At 68.2% G+C, this 16,811-nt stretch carries 13 protein-coding genes and 1 pseudogene; 6 read left to right on the top strand and 8 right to left on the bottom strand.

The genetic code is table 11. The features are described from left to right. Positions 1–46: 46 nt before the first annotated feature. From ACFFDA_RS16555 to ACFFDA_RS16545, 3 genes are all read left to right on the top strand, one after another. The gene (locus ACFFDA_RS16555) at positions 47–475 is read left to right on the top strand and encodes a DUF983 domain-containing protein (protein ID WP_404481861.1); all 429 of its coding nucleotides are present in this window, start codon (positions 47–49) and stop codon (positions 473–475) included. Positions 476–676: 201 nt separating this feature from the next. Beyond that, positions 677–1,699: a ribosome small subunit-dependent GTPase A gene (gene rsgA, locus ACFFDA_RS16550; protein WP_404481860.1), complete on the top strand. Its 1,023-nt coding sequence runs from the start codon at positions 677–679 to the stop codon at positions 1,697–1,699. A 3-nt stretch (positions 1,700–1,702) separates the two neighbouring features. Further along, positions 1,703–1,858, top strand: coding sequence for a hypothetical protein (locus tag ACFFDA_RS16545; RefSeq protein ID WP_334183676.1), 156 nt, complete (start codon positions 1,703–1,705; stop codon positions 1,856–1,858). Positions 1,859–1,917: 59 nt separating this feature from the next. Here ACFFDA_RS16545 and ACFFDA_RS16540 read toward each other — a convergent pair whose 3' ends face one another. The 6 genes from ACFFDA_RS16540 to ACFFDA_RS16515 are packed head-to-tail and all read right to left on the bottom strand — an operon-like array spanning position 1,918 to position 8,547. Next, a complete protein-coding gene (locus ACFFDA_RS16540) occupies positions 1,918–2,283 on the bottom strand; it encodes a cytochrome c (RefSeq protein ID WP_404481858.1) in 366 nt (121 codons plus the stop codon). Continuing rightward, complete coding sequence (locus ACFFDA_RS16535; RefSeq protein WP_404481856.1) at positions 2,283–3,515, bottom strand: molybdopterin-dependent oxidoreductase; 1,233 nt, start codon at positions 3,513–3,515, stop codon at positions 2,283–2,285. The genes ACFFDA_RS16540 and ACFFDA_RS16535 overlap by 1 nt, the downstream gene beginning before the upstream one ends. 19 nt (positions 3,516–3,534) lie before the next feature. Then, a complete protein-coding gene (locus ACFFDA_RS16530; protein WP_404482772.1) occupies positions 3,535–4,605 on the bottom strand; it encodes an LLM class flavin-dependent oxidoreductase in 1,071 nt (356 codons plus the stop codon). 11 nt (positions 4,606–4,616) lie between these two features. Beyond that, positions 4,617–5,525, bottom strand: coding sequence for an aldo/keto reductase family oxidoreductase (locus ACFFDA_RS16525; RefSeq protein WP_404481855.1), 909 nt, complete (start codon positions 5,523–5,525; stop codon positions 4,617–4,619). A 14-nt stretch (positions 5,526–5,539) separates the two neighbouring features. Then, complete coding sequence (locus ACFFDA_RS16520) at positions 5,540–6,556, bottom strand: LacI family DNA-binding transcriptional regulator (protein WP_404481853.1); 1,017 nt, start codon at positions 6,554–6,556, stop codon at positions 5,540–5,542. Continuing rightward, positions 6,553–8,547 (bottom strand): alpha-glucosidase, encoded by a 1,995-nt coding sequence (locus tag ACFFDA_RS16515; protein WP_404481852.1) that lies wholly within the window; start codon positions 8,545–8,547, stop codon positions 6,553–6,555. The genes ACFFDA_RS16520 and ACFFDA_RS16515 overlap by 4 nt, the downstream gene beginning before the upstream one ends. A gap of 169 nt (positions 8,548–8,716) precedes the next feature. Here ACFFDA_RS16515 and ACFFDA_RS16510 point away from each other — a divergent pair, with 169 nt between their 5' ends. Beyond that, positions 8,717–11,023, top strand: a complete 2,307-nt coding sequence (locus ACFFDA_RS16510; protein ID WP_404481850.1) for a TonB-dependent receptor — start codon at positions 8,717–8,719, stop codon at positions 11,021–11,023. Between the two features lie 243 nt (positions 11,024–11,266). Here ACFFDA_RS16510 and ACFFDA_RS16505 read toward each other — a convergent pair whose 3' ends face one another. Then, a complete protein-coding gene (locus ACFFDA_RS16505; RefSeq protein WP_404481848.1) occupies positions 11,267–12,538 on the bottom strand; it encodes an MFS transporter in 1,272 nt (423 codons plus the stop codon). A gap of 162 nt (positions 12,539–12,700) precedes the next feature. On the opposite strand from ACFFDA_RS16505, the gene ACFFDA_RS16500 reads away from it, so the two are divergent. Continuing rightward, positions 12,701–13,771, top strand: a complete 1,071-nt coding sequence (locus tag ACFFDA_RS16500; RefSeq protein WP_404481846.1) for a YeiH family protein — start codon at positions 12,701–12,703, stop codon at positions 13,769–13,771. 137 nt (positions 13,772–13,908) lie between these two features. Here the strand turns inward: ACFFDA_RS16500 and ACFFDA_RS16495 are convergent, their stop codons facing one another. Then, entirely contained in the window at positions 13,909–15,090 is a 1,182-nt protein-coding gene (locus tag ACFFDA_RS16495) for an alpha/beta hydrolase family esterase (protein WP_404481844.1), read from the bottom strand. A gap of 420 nt (positions 15,091–15,510) precedes the next feature. Here ACFFDA_RS16495 and ACFFDA_RS16490 point away from each other — a divergent pair. After that, positions 15,511–16,809: pseudogene (locus tag ACFFDA_RS16490) on the top strand (MFS transporter); the annotation flags it as partial. Positions 16,810–16,811 lie beyond the last annotated feature (2 nt).

Genomic DNA, 16,811 nt, shown 5'->3' with positions numbered 1-16,811 from the left:
TGGGCGATAGCCGATTCCCGGCATTTCTCCCGAATGGACCGGTACGATGGCGGACGAAGGCACCGAGCGCAAAGAGAAGGGCAAATGGATATTCCATTGCGGCCTCAGGGGCCTGTGCCCGCGCTGCGGAAAGGGCCGGATGTTCCGCAAGTGGCTCAAGCTCAACGACACCTGCCCGAACTGCGGCCTCGACTATGGCTTCGCGGCGCCGGACGACGGCCCGGCCTTCTTCTCGCTGTGCATCGTCGCCTTTCCGCTGACGTTCTTCGCGGTCTGGCTGCAGGTGAAGTTCGAACCGCCGTTCTGGGTCCACCTGCTCACCTCGTTTCCCCTGCTGGGGATCGGCTGCGTGTTGCCGCTGCAGTTCATCAAGGGCTGGCTGGTGGCTTCGCAATACGTCAACAAGGCGCAGGAGGCGGGTACCGAAAAGCTCTGGGCCGACCTCAACGCACGCGCGGGCAAGGACGAGGACTGAGCTGCACTGCCGGCCAGGCCGCGCGCCGGGCAATCGCTACGGAACGGCCGTGGGGTCCACCGCCGGCGAAGGCGGGCGTATCCAACCGGGCGATTGATCTGTATGGGCCGGTTCGTCGGCGGCGGGGAATGTCCCGCATCCGCGATCGCCCGCCACCACCACGATGGCGGGCCGAGCCATGAAAGTCCCTGCCGAAAGCTTATGACAGCACCCGATCCCACCCTCGCCGACCTCGGCTGGAAACCGTTTTTCAGCACGCAGGTGTCGGCCGAGGAAGAACGGCAGTTGCTGCCCGTGCGCGTAATGGCCGTCTACCGCGGCATGGTCGCCATCGCGGGGGACGGACTGGAGCGTCTGGTTTCCTCGCGCATATCCGATCCGCGCAGCGAGGAGGACCGGCCCACCGTGGGCGACTGGCTGCTGGTCGAGCGAGAGCGCTGCGATCCGGTGCGCATCCTCGATCGCGCCAGCCTGTTCAAGCGCCCCGCGCCGGGCGACGACCGCCGGCTCCAGTTGATCGCCGCCAACGTCGACACGCTGTTCATCGTCACGTCCTGCAACCAGGACTTCAACGTACCGCGCCTGGAACGCTATCTCGTGCTGGCGCGCGAGGTGGACGTCACGCCTGTGATCGTGCTCACCAAGATCGACCTGACCGACACGCTGGACACCTTCCTGGAAACCGCGCGCGCCTTGCAGCCGGGCCTTCAGGTCGAGGCCGTCAACGCGCGCGATCCCGAAAGCGTCGCCAAGCTGGCGGCCCGGTGCGGCCCGGGCGAGACGGTGGCCCTGCTGGGATCGTCGGGCGTGGGCAAGTCCACCCTGGTCAATACTCTGCGCGGTTCGGACAGCATTGCCACCCAGGCCGTGCGCGAGAACGATGGCAAGGGGCGGCACACCACCACGGTGCGCGAGATGCATCGCCTCGACCGGGGCGGCTGGCTGATGGACACGCCGGGCATGCGCGAGTTCAAGATCGCCGACGCCGCCACCGGCCTTGCCGAAGTATTCGACGACATCGCCGCGCTGACGCTCGAATGCCGCTTCACCAACTGCACTCACGATGCCGAACCGGGCTGTGCGATCCAGGCGGCGATGGCGCAGGGTTCGCTCGAGCTGGCCCGGCTCGAACGATGGCGTAAGCTTTCCGCGGAAGACGTGGTCAATACCGATGCGATGGCCGAACGCCGTGCGCGTCCCCGCAAGACCGGAAAAAGGAAATGACCGATGGCTGATCTATACCTCAAGGCGCTGGAATCCGAGCGCAGGAGCCTGTGGGCAGCCTGCCGCCTCAAGGGTCTCGCCAAGGACACGCCCGAACGGCTGAGGATCGCGGAACTGGACAAGCTGCTGGCCGAGCACAAGGCGAAGAAGGCGGGCTGAGGCCGGCCGCGGCATCGGGGTCATCCGGCGCCGAAACACCCGGCGACCCCCGCGCAGCCCTATTGCCGCGAAGGCGCTTTCGCCAGCAGCGCGCTGACGATCGCATCTGTCTCGCCGGCCTCGATCGGGGCGCGGTAGGCTTCGCGCATCTTGTCGACGGTGGCGGTCCACTGCTTGCGGTTCAGCGGGGGCTGGTAGAGAACCATGGTCGCCGAATGGCACGCCAGGCACTTGCCGTTGAGCGTCTCGGCCTGCGGATCGTCGCCGAACGTCTGCTCGTCCGGCGGCAGGGTGATGCTGGCCGAGCGGATCGCGCCCAGCGGGGCGGGGACCGCTGCCGCTTCGCGCCTGGTCGCATCCGGCTGGCTCGAGCAGGCAGCCAGCAGGCCCAGGGCCAGCAGGGCGATATGGGAGCCGGTCCGCATCAGACGGTCTCGATCCGGCAGGCTTCCACGCAGTTGCGCATGTAGCCCCCCGGGTTCCAGTTCGCCTTCATCGGCTGGACGACGCCGTCGGCGTTGGTGCAGCGGCTCATTAGCGTGTGGGCACCGCGCGTGGCGATCGGCAGGACCGCGTCGAAGCGGCGGAAGCTGTAGCGCCCCTCGTCGGGACCCAGCGCGGCATCACGCCAGGTGGCGCCCCCGTCGGCGGAAACCTCGACTCGCCTGACGCCGCGGTCGCCGCCCATGGCGATGCCGCCTACCGGCAGCTCCGGGCGATGGGGCAGGCGGATGCCGGGCTCGATGCCGGTGATCCAGGAGCGCGGGTTCATCGCGGTGATCGCCGTCTTGGGGAAGGTGGAGGTGCCCGGCGGCACGTCGGCGCCAGGCGTGTCGGGGATCTGGTAGGCCTTGGCCATCCAGTAGTTCTTGTCGGGCACGGTCAGCAGGTCGATGTGGTTCAGCGCCTTGACCCAGTAGGTGGAGTACCAGCCGGGCACGACCAGCCGCAGCGGAAAGCCGTTGAGCAGGGGCAGTTGCTCGCCGTTCATGGCGAAGGCGACCATGACCTCGCCGTCCATCGCATGGGGCACCGCCAGCGACTTTTCGAACGGGTCCACTTCGGTCAGCGGCCGGTCGAGCCCGCCGAAGCCCACCGCGGTCGCCTCCGGGCCGACCCCGGCGGCATCCAGCAGGGTCTTGAGCGCAACGCCTTCCCAGCGCGCGTTGCCCATCGCCCCGTGCGCCCACTGCGCGCCGGGCACGCGCGGTTCGAACAGGCCGCGGCTGTTGCCCGAGCACTGGTTGACCGCCGCATAGGAGATGCGCGGCAGCTTGAGCAGGTCGGGCAGCGACAGCGAGACGGGCCGCTTGCCGCCGGTGATCGTCAGGCGGAACGCGGCGGCATCCACGTCGAGCGGGATGTCCGACCAGTGCCAGCGCACGAAGAAGCGCTCGTTGGGTGTGAAGACGCTCTCGTCGAACACGCGCATCGGCGTTTCCAGCAGCGGCGGCCGGTTGCGCAGGACGATCATCTCGCCCTTGCCGGGAAAGTCGCTGGCGAGCGGCCGCTGTTCCATGCCGCCCGCCATCGCCAGTTGCGCGAACCTGCCGCCTTGCGCCAGCGCCGCACCCCCGGCAGCGATCCCGAGGACTCCGCCGGCGAGCAGGCGCCGCCGTGCCAGGGTTTTTGCAAGCAGGGGGTCCAGACGGTCCATGGCGTGTCCCTTCGAGACGTCAGAGGGTGAGCGGCGCGTGGGCGATGCGCGGCAACACGTGCCGCGCGAACAGGTCAGCCTCTGCCGCATGAGGATAGCCCGAGAGGATGAAGGCGTCGATGCCCTCGGCCTGGTAGGCGCGCAGCTTGGCCAGGACCTGGTCGGGATCGCCGACGATCGCAGCGCCGCAGCCCGAGCGGGCACGGCCGATGCCGGTCCACAGGTTGTCCTCGACGAAGCCGTCGCCACCCGCTGCGGAGCGCAGTTCCGCCTGTCGGGTCACGCCCACGCTGGCGCTGTCGAGCGACTTCTTGCGGATCGCCTCGCCGGCCTCGTCGTCCAGCTTGGACAGCAGGCGGTCGGCGTAGACGCGGGCCTCGTCCTCGGTCTCGCGCACGATGACGTGGGCGCGGTAGCCGAACTTGAGAGTGCGGCCGTACTTCGCCGCGCGCGCGGTCATGTCGGCGATGATCTCGCGCACCTTGTCCATGGTGTCGGGCCACATCAGGTAGACGTCGCAGGCCTTGGCCGCCGCCTCGCGCGCGTCTTCGGACAGGCCGCCGAAGTAGAGCGGCGGGCACTTGCCCGAAACGGTGGATATGCGCGCCGGCGGCAGGTCGAGGTTGTAGAACTCCCCCTCGTACTTCAGGTGCTCACCGTTCAGCATGATCTTGAGGATCTGCATTACTTCGAGCGTGCGCTGGTAGCGCGCGCGGCTGTCGAGCTTCTCGCCGGGAAGGTCGGACGAGATGATGTTCACCGTCAGCCGCCCGCCCAGGATACGGTCGAGCGTGGCGATGCGGCGTGCCAGTTGCGGCGGCCAGTCCTCGCCCATGCGCAGGGCCCACAGGAGGCGGATCGTCTCGGTCACCGGGGCGATGGCGCCCGCGAACATGGTGGTGTCGATCCCCAGCGCATAGCCGGAGGGGAGCAGGATGTTGTCGAACCCGCCCTTTTCCGCCTGCAGCACGATGTTGCGGCAATGCTCCCAGCTCGACGCCAGCATCGGGTCGGGCTGGCCGAGGAACTCGTAATCGTCATCGCACAGCGCCGAGAACCAGCTGACCTCGCAGGTTTTCGCTTCACTCATGGCGTTTTCGGTCATGGCAGGGGCTCTCCTTTTGCGGCGACCAGTACCGCGTACCAGCGGGCGCGGGTCCAGCGGACCTTGAGTGCGTCGGCTGCTTCGGCGATCCGGTCGGCCTTTTGTGATCCGACGATGGGGATGATGCGGGCGGGGTGCGCCATGATCCAGCTATAGGCGGCCGCCGTGCGCGACACGCCGTACTCTTCTGCCACCGCGTCCAGTTCGGCGGCGACGGCCAGCGCGCGCTCGTCGGACGGGTTGGCGATGCGGCCACCGCCCAGCGGCGACCAGGCGAGCACCGCCATGTCCATCGCGATCGCCTGGTCCAGCTCGCCGTTTTCGATCGGCGCGAGCTTGAGGGGCGAGATTTCGGGTTGGGTCGAGACGATCGGCAGCGACAGGAACTGCTGCAACGTCGCGATCTGGCTGACGGTGAAGTTGGAGACGCCGAAGCTGCGGATCTTGCCCGCCTTGTGTGCCGCGTCGATGGCCTTTGCGATTTCCGAAGGGTGGGTGAGGATGTCGGGACGGTGGATCTGCCACAGCTCGACCGTATCGGTGCCGAGACGCGCGAGCGAGGCGTCGATGGCCGAAGTTAGGTAGGCGGCGCTGGAATCGTAGGGCACGCCCATCGAGATGCCGCCCTTGGTGGCGATCACCAGCTTTTCGCGCAGGCCCGGTTCCGCAGCCAGAGCGCGGCCCAGCAGCGCTTCCGAGGCGCCGAAGGCCTCCTGGTTGTCGGGGCCGTAGATGTCTGCGGTGTCGATCAGGTCGATCCCGGCGTCGAGCGCTGCGTGCAGCAGCTTGACTACCGCGCCGACGTCGTCGCCGCACAGGCGCCAGTTGCCCCAGGCGAGGGCGGAGACTTCGATGCCGCTCTTGCCCAGCGGACGACGGGCGGCGGGGAGGGGGAGGAGGTCCATGAAAAAGTGTCCTGTCAGGGAAGGAAGTCGGGATTGATCGTGGCTACCGACGCCCGCTCGACGAGCGCGTGCGGCAGGCGCCGGTGGGTGAGCTGAACGCCTTCGAGCAGCAGCCGGGTCGCCGCCAGCGCCAGCTCGCGCGTCGGCTGGTGAATGGTGGTGAGCTGCGGCCAGACCATGCGCGCCAGGGTGGTGTCGTCGAAGCCTGCGACCGACAGTTCGGCGGGCACGTCGAGGCCCATGTCGTGCGCCACCGAAAGCACACCGGCGGCCATGTCGTCGTTGCTTGCGAAGATCGCGGTCGGTCGGCGCCCGGCCTTGAGGAAACGGTGCGCGGCGGCGACGCCGCTGTCGAAGTCGAACTCGCCCGGGGCGACCAGCGCGGGTTCGAAGGCGATCCCGGCGCGGTCGAGCGCGCGCCGGTAGCCGAACAGGCGCTCCTCGGAAGCCATGTGGTTGGGGTGGCCCCGCACGAAGCCGATGATCCGGTGGCCCTTGTTGATGAGGTGGGTGGTCATGTCGTCGGCGGCCTGCGCGTCGTCCATGAAGACCGAGGAGGTCATCGCGTGGTTGGTGCCCGGCGAGATGCGTACGAAGGGAATGTCCATGCCCTCCAGCGCCTTGAGCACCGGCACGCAGTCGGTGACCGGGGAGGAGAGGACGATGCCGTCGACGTGCGTCTCGGTGACGAGGCCGCGCACCTGGTCGCCGACGGTCGAGTCGGTGACGTCCACCGGCTGGGCGAGCAGGCGCAGGCCCGCCTGGTGGCAGCCTTCCCAGCAGCCCATCTGGATCTGGTTCATGTAGTAGGGGCTGTGGTTGTCGTAGATCAGCGCGATCTGGCCCGACTTGGTGCCGGCGAGGATGCGCGCGGCGATGCTCGGCTTGAAGTCGAGCTCGCGCATCGCCTTCTCGACGCGCTCCTTGGTCTCGTCGCTGACGTAGCGATGGCCGTTGAGCACGCGGCTGACGGTCTTCACCGAAACGCCGGCAAGCGCGGAGACGTCCTTGATGTTGGAACGATCGTTCATGGCTTCGCCAACGACGCGAAGAGGGGGGCGAAAGCGGTTCCCGGTTGGTAGAAGACCGGCGGCTGGCCGTAGGGCGCCTCGATCACGTGGGTGCCGGGCGCGAAGTCCTCGCCGGACCAGAGGTGGCGCCACGGCCGGTCGCCGGGCAGGATTACCGAACGGGCAGTGGCATCGGCCTCCACGACCGGGGCGACGAGCATGTCGGCGCCGTAAAGGTACTGGTCCTGGACGCCGAACAGCGCTTGCTCGAAATAGTGCAGGAACAGTGGGCGCTGCACCGGCAGGCCCGTCGCCACCGCCTCGTCGCTCAGGTGTCGCACGTAGGGCGCGAGCGCGAGATGGAGACGCGACATCGCCGCGAAGTGGGCGAGGAGGTCGGCGTCGGAATCGATCTGGAGGTTGTCGTCGGGGCGGTTGCCTTCGTGGCTGCGCATCACCGGCGAGAAAGCGCCCAGCTCGCACCAGCGCTTGAGGAGGTCGACGGTGCGCACGTTGCCGTGGAGGCTGGTGTAGCCGCCGACGTCGCTGTGTGAATAGGCGTTGCCGACGAGCCCGGCCGAAAGCGCGGCGGTGAGGACGGTGTTGATCCCGTCGTGCCGGGTGAAATCGACCGACTGGTCGCCTGCCCACAGCAAGGGGCAATGCGCCTGCACGCCCGAGAAGCCGGCGCGCATGAAGAACACCGCCTCGCCGGTCAGCCCACGAGAGGCTATGGCGCGGGCGTTGGCCTCGGCCCAGAGCACTGGCCAGCGATTGTGCAGCAGCATCGGGTCGCTGCCGTCGTGGAGGCGCAAGTCGACCGGCAGGTATTCGCCGAAGTCCGCCATCCAGCCCGAAAGGCCGAAGTCGAGCATCTCCCGGCCGATCACGCGCTCGGCGAACCAGTCGAGGCTGGCGGGGTTGGTGAAGTCGACCACGCCGCAGTCGAACTCGCCGAAGTCGACGAGATAGGGTTCGTCGCTGTCCTGCCGCAGCGCCAGGTGGCCGCCTGCAAGCGCCTCCCGGTACTGCGCGCCGTCGTTCGCCAGGTACGGGTTCACGTAGCCGAGGAAGCGGATGCCTCGCGCGGCCAGCGCGGCAATGCGGGCAGGCAGGTTGGGGTAGCGCGCCTCGTTCCACGACCAGTCCCAGAACAGGCGGCGGCCAAAGCTGGTTTGCCGGATGCCGATCCAGTCCTCGCACCACAACCCGCTGACGGCCGCGCCGGCGTCGACGATCGCATCGAGGCGGGCGAAGCTGGCCTCGCCTTCCTTGAGGCCGACGATGGCGCCGCCGATCGCCCAGTCGGGCAGGGCAGGCTGGCGGCCGAAGCGCGAGGAGAGCGCACCCACCAGCGCCGGCATGGTCCGGGCGGCGAAGAACTCGAGCGAGAACGCGCCTTCCCACACTTCGATGCGGTGGCGCGCGGCGTGGGTGAAATCGAGCACCGAATAGGCGCTGGAGCCCAGGTGGCAGGCGTAGAGGCTCGAGGACAGGAACGTCGGCTGCGGATAATTGGTCCACCAGTAGTCGCCGCCGGCCATGCCCTGCTCGTCCATCAGGCGGGTCAACTGCGTCGACTTGTCGCGCCCGACACCGGGTTCGCTCGTCCAGATCGGGAAGCGGCGGCCGGACAGGTCGAGATAGCTCATCTGCTCGCCGCCGCCCCAGACATGCTCGCCGGGCTGCGCCGTCAGGTCCACCCAGACGCGGTCGAAAGCGGGGTCGAGGACGGCGACGTCGAGCGAATCGCCCGACACGCTCAGGCGCAGCAAAGGTGCAGCATCGGTGGCGGACGACAGCAGCAGGCTGTCCCCCTCGATGTGCGCGAAAGGCAGCGCGGTGCAGTCCGTCGGGGCATCGTCGATGGCGAAATTGCCGCGAACCATCCGCACGTCCGGGTTGCCGCGGGCGATCGTGAAAGCCGGGGTTTCGCCGGTGCTGCACACGATTTCGCGACCTGCCAACAGGCAGGCAAAGCCGTCTTCCCGAATGGTGAAGGTCAGCGCCAAGATCCAACTCCCTACAGTGTGCTTGTCATGCAGCAGTGCCGCCGCATTCGCCCTGTCCGATGTGACACCGCTTGACAGAAATGACAGGCTCAATCAAGAGGGCGACAACCAACAGGACCACCTGAGGTTGTGAAACCTTCGAGCTGATCCGAATTGAGGAGGGGAAACTATGATTCCGACGCAGCCCACCTGTGCCCTGAAGCGTGCCGCGCTCGTCCTGTCGACGTCCGCGCTGGCATTTGCAGGCGCCACGCCCGCCTATGCCCAGGTCGACGAGATTGTCGTTACCGCGCAGAAGGTTAAGCAGAACATCCAGGATGTTCCGATCGCCATCAGCGCCGTTACCGGCGATGCCATGGCCCGCGCCGGCGCCAAGAGCCTCGAGGACATCACCTCGATCGTGCCTTCGGTGACGTTCCGCAAGGGCACCACCAACGCCAACAGCGCGATCGTCATGCGCGGCGTCGGCACCATCAGTTTCTCCGTCGCGGCCGAGCCCAGTGTGTCTACCGTTGTCGACGGGATCGTGCTGAGCCGCTCGGGCCAGTCGTTCCTCGACCTCGTCGATTTCGAACGCCTCGAAGTGCTGCGCGGCCCCCAGGGTACGCTGTTCGGCAAGAACGCGTCGGCGGGCCTCGTCAACATCGTCTCGAAGGGCGGCACCAGGGACTTCGAGGCCGAAGCCAACGTGTCCGGCACCACGGACGACGAATACCGCGCGAAGATGAGCATCTCGGGCCCGCTGTCGCAGGACCTCACCGGCCGCTTCACCGGGTTCTACGGCAAGTACGACGGCAACCTGACGAACACCTACTACGACAAGACCGTCAACGGCTACGAGCACTACGGCGCGCGTGGCCTGATCGACTATGATGGCGAGGGCGGTCGCCTGCGCCTGATCGCGGACTACTTCAAGGCCAACGACGACTGCTGCGCGGAAGTGACCGGCGTTTCGCGCGGCGCGGTGCTCGACGGCGAACTGGGCATCGTCCCGCAGGGCGAGGACACCCGCGAGGTCAACCAGAACCTCATCACCCGCTCGCTCGACCGCCAGTACAGCTTCACGCTGAACGCCGACATCGACACCTTCGCCGACCACACCTTCAGCATCGTCACCGGCTACCGCAACTGGAAGAACACCGAGATCCGCGACGGCGACTTCCTGCCGCGCGCGATCGTAGCTACCCCGCAGTTGCATGACCGCGGCACGGTCGAGACCGACCAGGTTTCCGCCGAAGTGCGCCTCGCCTCGCCGCAGAACCAGGCGCTGACCTACCAGGTCGGCGGCTTCTTCTGGTATTCGAAGAACACGCAGGACTTCACCCGCAGCGACGTGACCTGCACCACTTCGACCTCGCCGATCGATGCGGCGACGGGCGCGCGGCCGTGCAACCTTGCGGACACCGTCAACACGCTGTTCCCGACCGCCACTTCGCGCAGCGACGTCTCGTTCCGCAACTGGGCGCTGTTCGGCCAGAGCACTTACGAGATAACCCCGGGCCTGCGCTTCACCCTGGGCGGTCGCTTCACGCACGACAGCGTGAGCTACGTCCACACCCGCGCGCCCGCGGTCAACGCGACGACGGGCCTGCCGGCGACCGGCGCGGGGCTTTCGGGCGTGGGCGCGGGCGGCACCGTGGCCACCGGCGGCAACGGCACCAACACCTCGCGCGGCAGCACCAGTGCCAACAACTTCTCGGGCAAGGCGGTGCTGCAGTACGACGTCGCCGATGACGTGATGGTCTATGGCAGCTTCACGCGCGGCTACAAGGGACCGGCGTTCAACGTGTTCTTCAACCACGTCGCGCCGACCAACTCGCAAGCCATCGATCCCGAGAAGTCGAACAGCTACGAAGCCGGCTTCAAGAGCCAGTTCTTCGATCGCATGCTGCAGGTAAACGCCTCGGCGTTCCTGGTCGACTACAAGGGCTTCCAGGCGAACAACTTCGTGCTGCTCAACGGCGCCGTCGTCACCAACCTGACCAATGCCGGCACCGTGCGTTCGAAGGGCGCCGAACTCGACGTGACTTTCGCGCCGACCTCGGGCCTGACCTTCCGCGCCAACGCCGCCTATGCCGACGCCAAGGTGCGCAAGTTCAACCCGAACCCGCTCACCAACGCCCCCGACGCGCGCGACGGCACCCGCCTGCCGCTGGCGCCCAAGTTCAGCTACACCATCGGGGCCGACTACGACGTCGATGTCGGCCCGGTGAAGCTGTACCTGTCGAGCGACTGGCACCACGTTTCCAAGCAGTTCTCCGACCTTGGCGAGAGCGGTCCGATCGATCCCTACGGCCTGTGGAACGCCAGCATCGGCGTGTCGGACCCGGACGACCGCTACCGCCTGACGCTGATGGTCAAGAACATCCTCGACGACAGCTACGTGCTGCTCAACACCAGCGCCGGCCAGCGCCTGATGATCCCGCGCGACGCCGATCGCTATGCGGGCCTGAACTTGCGGGCACGCTTCAACTGAGGGTGAGCGCAAGCACCCTGGGCTGAAGGCTCGCGAAGAACCCCCGGTGGCTCCTCCCACCGGGGGTTTTTTGGTGCCTCGATCCTCCCCTTCGAGGAAGTGGATGGAAAGGAGATCGCCCGCGCAACGGGGCGGGGGAGGGGAGGGGTAAGCTCACCCTTCGTCGTCAGCGACTGCGTCGTCGTCGTCAGCGACTGCGTCGGTGCGACCTCCCCATTGCTGCGCAACAGGGAGGCGCATAGATCAGTCGGCCGCTGCCAGCCTGGGCTGCATCAGGTGGATGAACGCCAGCGCGACCAGATAGGCCGATCCGCACACCACGAACAGCGGCGCATAGCCGAGCCCGCTGTCGAGCGACCAACCGGCGAACTCGATGATCCCGGTCCCGGTCAGGTTGCCGGCGATGGCGCCCAGCGCGATCACGGTGGCGATGCGGCGCGACGGGACGATCTCGGTCGCCATGCCGAAGATGTTGGTGGAGAAGCCCTGGTGCGCGAACAGGCCCAGTCCGATGAAGATCGCCGCGGTCCACGGTGACGAGGCGGTCAGCGCCAGCGGCATGACCAGCACGATCAGTGCGAAGGCCAGCATCGCGCTCTTGCGCGCGGCGTTCATCGACAGGCCGCGCAGCAGGAGGGCGGGATAGAGCGCGCCGCTGCTCACCGCGCCCAGCGCCGCGAGAGCGAAGATGATCGCGATCGGCCAGCCGAGCGTGCCCTGGCTGAGGCCGAACTGGCGCGAGAAGAAGTCCGGCGTCCAGAACAGCACGAACCACCAGACGAGGTCGGTGAAGGCCTTGGCGCCCACCACCGTCCAGGTGCTCCGGTCTGACAGGATCGCGCCCCATTCGACTTTGCCGCGCGTGGTGGCGGCCTGTCCGGCGATGGGCTTGAGGCGCGCCGTGTTGAAGTACCACGCCGCCAGCCACACGAGGCCCAGGCCTCCGGTGACGAGGAACGCCGCCTGCCAGCCGAAGGCGATGGCGAAAGGCGGGATCAGCAGGGGCGTGACGATGGCGCCGATGTTGGGCGCGGTGTTGATGATGCCTATGCCGATCGAGCGGCGCGCCGCCGGCAGGTAGATCGCGGCGGTCTTCATGGCGGCGGGGGTGTTGACCGATTCCGCCGTCGCCAGCACCGCGCGCGCGATCACGAACTGCTGCACGCTGGCGGCGAGCGCATGGGCCATGCCGGCCAGGCTCCAGATGGCGACCGCGAAGCCATAGGCGAAGCGCACGCCGAAGCGGTCGACGAACCAGCCCACGCCCAGCAGCGAGATGGCGGCGGAGAGCTGGAAGATCGAACCCAGATGCGCGAACTGCTGGTCGCTCCAGCTAAATTCGGCCTCCAGCATCGGCTTGAGCAGCGCCAGCACCTGCCGGTCGACGTAGTTGAGCGCGGTCGCCAGGAAGATCAGGCCGATCAGCACGTTCTGGGCGCGGGCCGCGCCGGGATCGGGAGGCGAGAGCGGCTGGGAATGCGGAGGCCATGCCTCCGGCGGTTGGTGCACTGTCATTCGGCTCTCCCATAGTCCGCCGCTTCGCCGGCGGCAATTGATGGCGAACTTGCGCAAAGCTCTTGCCCCGTCGCCTGCATCGCCATAAAGGTCGATATGACACCGCAGGACAGACAGCAAGCATCTTCGTCATAGAAGGATGCGGTCGGGAGTAGAGCACAGGTGAGCGCAGACCACGCCGGCGACCTTTATGGCGAGTTGTTCCTGAGCCGGCAGGAAGCCGCGGCGGCCGTCCGGCCCACGCGCCTCGACCGCTGGAAGCTGCTCTGGCCGGGGCTCGCCATCTGCGGCATCGCCAGCATCGCGGCGGCGTGGCTGTCCGAGCACTACGGCGCCCCGATCATCCTGATGGGCCTGCTGATCGGGCTCGCCCTCAACTTCGTGACCAGCGAGGCGCGCACCCATCCGGGCCTCGACTTCGCCTCCAAGGCCTGCCTGCGCTGGGGCATCGTGGTGCTGGGAACGCAAGTCACCATCGCGCAGATCGGCGGGCTGGGGCCGGTGCCGTTCCTGGCGCTGCTGATGGTCATGGCGGCGGCGATGGGCGCGGCGCTGCTGGTGGCGCGGCTCAACGGGGAAAGCGTGGCGATCGGGCTGCTGGCAGGCGGCGCCACGGCGATCTGCGGTGCTTCGGCGGCGCTGGCGCTGTTCGGCGTCCTGGGCCCCCGCCGCGTCAGCCAGGCGCAGTTCGCGCTGACGCTGGTGGTGATCTCCCTCGCCAGCGCGCTGGCCATGTCGTTCTATCCGCCGCTGGCCGGATTGCTGCACCTCGACGACCGGCAGGCCGGGTTCCTGATCGGCGCCTCGATCCACGACGTCGCCCAGGCGATCGGCGGCGGCTATGCCTATTCGGACGTCGCCGGCAGCTATGCCACCATCGTCAAGCTTTCGCGCGTGGCGCTGCTGGCGCCGGTGGTCGCGGTCGTCTCGATGGTGATGGCGGACGAGGACGGCGGCGACCGGCACTGGATCAGGCGCCTTGCGATGCCCTGGTTCATCACCCTGTTCCTGGCGGTGGTGGTGCTCAATTCGCTGGTGACGATGCCGGCGATCGTGGCTCATGCCAGCCTGACTTTGTCGAAGGCGCTGCTGCTGCTGGCCGTGACCGCCACCGCCATGCGCTCGCGCCTCGATCTCGTGATGCAGATGGGCTGGCGCGCGGCGATGCCGGTGGTCGCCGCAACGGCCGCGTCGTTGCTGGTCGCGCTGGGGTTCAGCCTGCTGATCCTGTGAGGGACGGCTTGTATTGTCGCACGTCCGTGATTGCGAGCGCGGCGAATGCCGCGCGAAGCGACCCCGGGGGCGAGTAAACCGCATCTGGGTTGCTGCGATGCGCTCGCAATGACGGTTCAATGCAAAGTCATGGCACGCTAGCGCAGCAGGCCGGCGGCGCGCAGCGCGTCCTCGATCACCTTGCGCACGCCCGCTCGTCTCGCGGATTTCGGAGACGCGGCTTGCGGCATCTCGATGCGCTGGAACCGGGGAGGGGCGGGCCGTGGAGCGGGAGGCGCCTCGGCGGCGACCGGCTCGAGTTCGCGCGCCCGGGCTTTCAGTTCGCCCTGCGGAGCCGCTGCAGGCCCGTAGTCCTTCCGGTCCAGTCCCCAGAAGCGGCAGATGTGGTGCGTGGAGGAAATGCCCGCCTCCAGCATGAAGGCCGCCGCCTTGCCGCAGCCGTCCTCGCCGGCCGTGGCCAGCGGAGTGCCGTGGCCGAGACCGGCGATGGTGAACTCCTCGATCACCTCGCGCCCGGCGTCGTCGCACCATGCGCGGCGCAACTGGCCGTCGACGCGATCCTGGCGGTCCGGCTCGATGTCGACGCCATGGAGTGCGCGCCATTGGCCGACGATCGCCGCAGCATTGCCGGCCGCCACGGTGGCATCGGCGGTTCCCTGCCAGACCGAGACGGTCGGCCAGGGTCCTGCGTGGGCGGATGCCCGGCGCACGCGCGCGGTCGCTTCCTCCGCGCTCGGCAGGCCGTGACCGCGCATGCGGTCGAACGCCTGCGGGACGCTGGCGGCGCAGCCGTAGGGCAGTCCGGCGATGATGGCGCCGCCGGCGAACACTTCGGGATACGTCGCCAGCATCACGGAGGTCATGGCGCCGCCGGCCGACAGCCCCGTCACGAAAACGCGGGCGGGATCGATGGGGTGGGTGGCCAGGACGGTCGCGATCATCTGGCGGATCGACAGGGCTTCGCCGGAGTCGCGCTGGCTGTCCCGGGGGGAGAACCAGTTGAAGCACGCATTGGGATTGTTCTGGCGCGTCTGCTCGGGAAAAAGGAGCACGAAGCCATGGCGATCCGCCATCTGCGACCACCCCGCCCCGATGTCGTAGCCTGCCGCCGTCTGGGTGCAGCCATGCAGCACGACCACCAGCGCGGCGCCGGGGGCCAGGTCTTCGGGAACGTAGACATGGGCGCGAAGGGCGCCGGGGTTGGACCCGAATTGCGCAAGCGGGGCTAAGCGGCCACCCTCGGCAGGCGAGACGTTCATGAAGCTGGCGGCGTCGCGCAGCGCCGAAAGCCGGTAAATCGTATCGGAAATGTTGCGCATTGCAGTATCCTTGCTGGAGGAATCCGCCGGACCGGAAAGGCGCGGCTGTTTTGCTGCACTGCACAATAAATGGGTATCGGCAGGCCTATTGCAACCCATCGGGTGTGATGGCGGAAACGCCGCAGGCGGGCGGGCGGGCAAGCTGACAAAAGGGTCGCTCCACGCAGGAGCGACCCTCGATCGGCAGCGGCTCAGGCGGGGGGAGGGATCTGCGCCGCTACGTGTCCACCTCTGAAGGGCGTTCCGACATCACAACCCTCGTGTGTCGTTTGGGTTGCGCAGTCGGTGGCGGCGGGCGAAAAATGGGGTTTCGCGCGGGTCGCGGTCGCCATGGAACGCGCATCGTCGCAAAAGTGAAAGGATGCGCCTCTAGGTGCGGCAGGGCGGGGCGCGGGCCGTACCCCTTTGCTGGCGTGACAGATGCGATTGCGATCCCTCAGGACCAGGATGACGCTGGTCGCGCTTGGTCGCGAGGGGCGGCTCGTCGCCTATTCCTCGGGCAATTTCGGCAAGGGCCTGGTCTTCGCGGGGGCGGACCTGACGATCCTGTTCCTGCTGACCGACCTGCTCGGCCTTGCCGCCGCCGAAGCCGGCACGCTGATGCTGGTGGCATTGGCGGGCGATCTCGTGTTCGACCTGCTGGCGGCGCGGCTGGTCATCCGGATGCGGCAGGCGGGACGGGGCTATCGCTGGCTGGTCATGGCCGGGGCGGTGCCTTGCGGGATCGCCTTCGCGGTGCTCTACGCCGTGCCGGCCTGGAGTGCGCGCGAGGGCTGGCTGCTCGCCTGCGCGCTGCTGGTGTTCCGCGGCGCCTATGCCGTGATCGACGTGCCGCACAATGCGCTCATGGCGCAGATGACCAGCGACAGCCGCGCGCGGGGGCGGGTCTCGGGATACCGGCTGGCGTTTAGCACCGCGAGTTCGCTGGCGGTCGCCATGGTCCTTGCGCCGCTGGTGCAGCAGGCCGGGCGCGACGGGGCTTTCGGGACGCTGGCGGCTACGGGGATCGTCGCCGGGGCGCTGTTCACGCTTACCATGGTCGTCTGCACCCTGACTTCTCGCGGCGGCGCGGACCCGCGGCGGGACGGGGCGGCGGCGCAGGACGGAATATCGATACCGCTGCGCAACCGGCTGGTCGCGGGAATGGCGCTGCTGGCGCTGCTCACCGGCTTCTCCGCGCCGACGTTCGGGCGCATGATGCTCTATATCGGGACTTACGTGGTCGGCCGGCCCGATCTCGTGCGTACGCTGCTGCTGGCGGTGGCGCTGGGGCAGTTCATCGGCGTGCTGGCATGGACCGCGCTCACCGGGCGGGTCGACAAGAGCCGGCTGCTGGCCCTAGGCCACGCCGTCACTGCGCTGGGCCTCGTGCTTTTCGGGCTATGCCTCGGGCGCCCGGAAGCGCTGCCGGTCTGCGCGGCGGTGACGGGCTTCGGCCTCGCCGGCGTGTTCATGCTGCCCTGGGGCCTGCTCGCGGACACCGTGGATTTCGTCGCCTGGCGGCACGGGCGGCGGCTGGAAACCGGGCTGTTCGCCGGTTACCTCGTGGCGGTCAAGGCGAGCGGGGCGGCGTCGACGGCGCTGATCGGCTGGTTGCTGGGCTGGCTGGGCTATGTGCCCGGCATCGGACAGACTTCGGCGGTGGAGGCCGGGATGCTGGCGCTGGGGCTGGGCGTGCCGCTGGCGGGCTCGCTGGCGGCGGTGGTGCTGCTGCGCCGTTT

This window comes from Novosphingobium sp. BL-52-GroH (assembly GCF_044813085.1).
Classification (GTDB): domain Bacteria; phylum Pseudomonadota; class Alphaproteobacteria; order Sphingomonadales; family Sphingomonadaceae; genus Novosphingobium.
Note: the sequence above shows the minus strand (reverse complement) of the source record. Positions and strands in the feature narration are given on the sequence as shown.

What these genes read in the sequence shown, in the direction of transcription:
- ACFFDA_RS16535 (WP_404481856.1), bottom strand. Translation starts at nt 3,515, where the DNA reads ATGGACCGTCTGGACCCCCTGCTTGCAAAAACCCTGGCACGGCGGCGC.
- ACFFDA_RS16495 (WP_404481844.1), bottom strand. Translation starts at nt 15,090, where the DNA reads ATGCGCAACATTTCCGATACGATTTACCGGCTTTCGGCGCTGCGCGAC.
- ACFFDA_RS16530 (WP_404482772.1), bottom strand. Translation starts at nt 4,605, where the DNA reads ATGAGTGAAGCGAAAACCTGCGAGGTCAGCTGGTTCTCGGCGCTGTGC.
- ACFFDA_RS16505 (WP_404481848.1), bottom strand. Translation starts at nt 12,538, where the DNA reads ATGACAGTGCACCAACCGCCGGAGGCATGGCCTCCGCATTCCCAGCCG.
- ACFFDA_RS16510 (WP_404481850.1), top strand. Translation starts at nt 8,717, where the DNA reads ATGATTCCGACGCAGCCCACCTGTGCCCTGAAGCGTGCCGCGCTCGTC.
- ACFFDA_RS16540 (WP_404481858.1), bottom strand. Translation starts at nt 2,283, where the DNA reads ATGCGGACCGGCTCCCATATCGCCCTGCTGGCCCTGGGCCTGCTGGCT.
- ACFFDA_RS16545 (WP_334183676.1), top strand. Translation starts at nt 1,703, where the DNA reads ATGGCTGATCTATACCTCAAGGCGCTGGAATCCGAGCGCAGGAGCCTG.
- ACFFDA_RS16525 (WP_404481855.1), bottom strand. Translation starts at nt 5,525, where the DNA reads ATGGACCTCCTCCCCCTCCCCGCCGCCCGTCGTCCGCTGGGCAAGAGC.
- ACFFDA_RS16520 (WP_404481853.1), bottom strand. Translation starts at nt 6,556, where the DNA reads ATGAACGATCGTTCCAACATCAAGGACGTCTCCGCGCTTGCCGGCGTT.
- ACFFDA_RS16555 (WP_404481861.1), top strand. Translation starts at nt 47, where the DNA reads ATGGCGGACGAAGGCACCGAGCGCAAAGAGAAGGGCAAATGGATATTC.
- rsgA (WP_404481860.1), top strand. Translation starts at nt 677, where the DNA reads ATGACAGCACCCGATCCCACCCTCGCCGACCTCGGCTGGAAACCGTTT.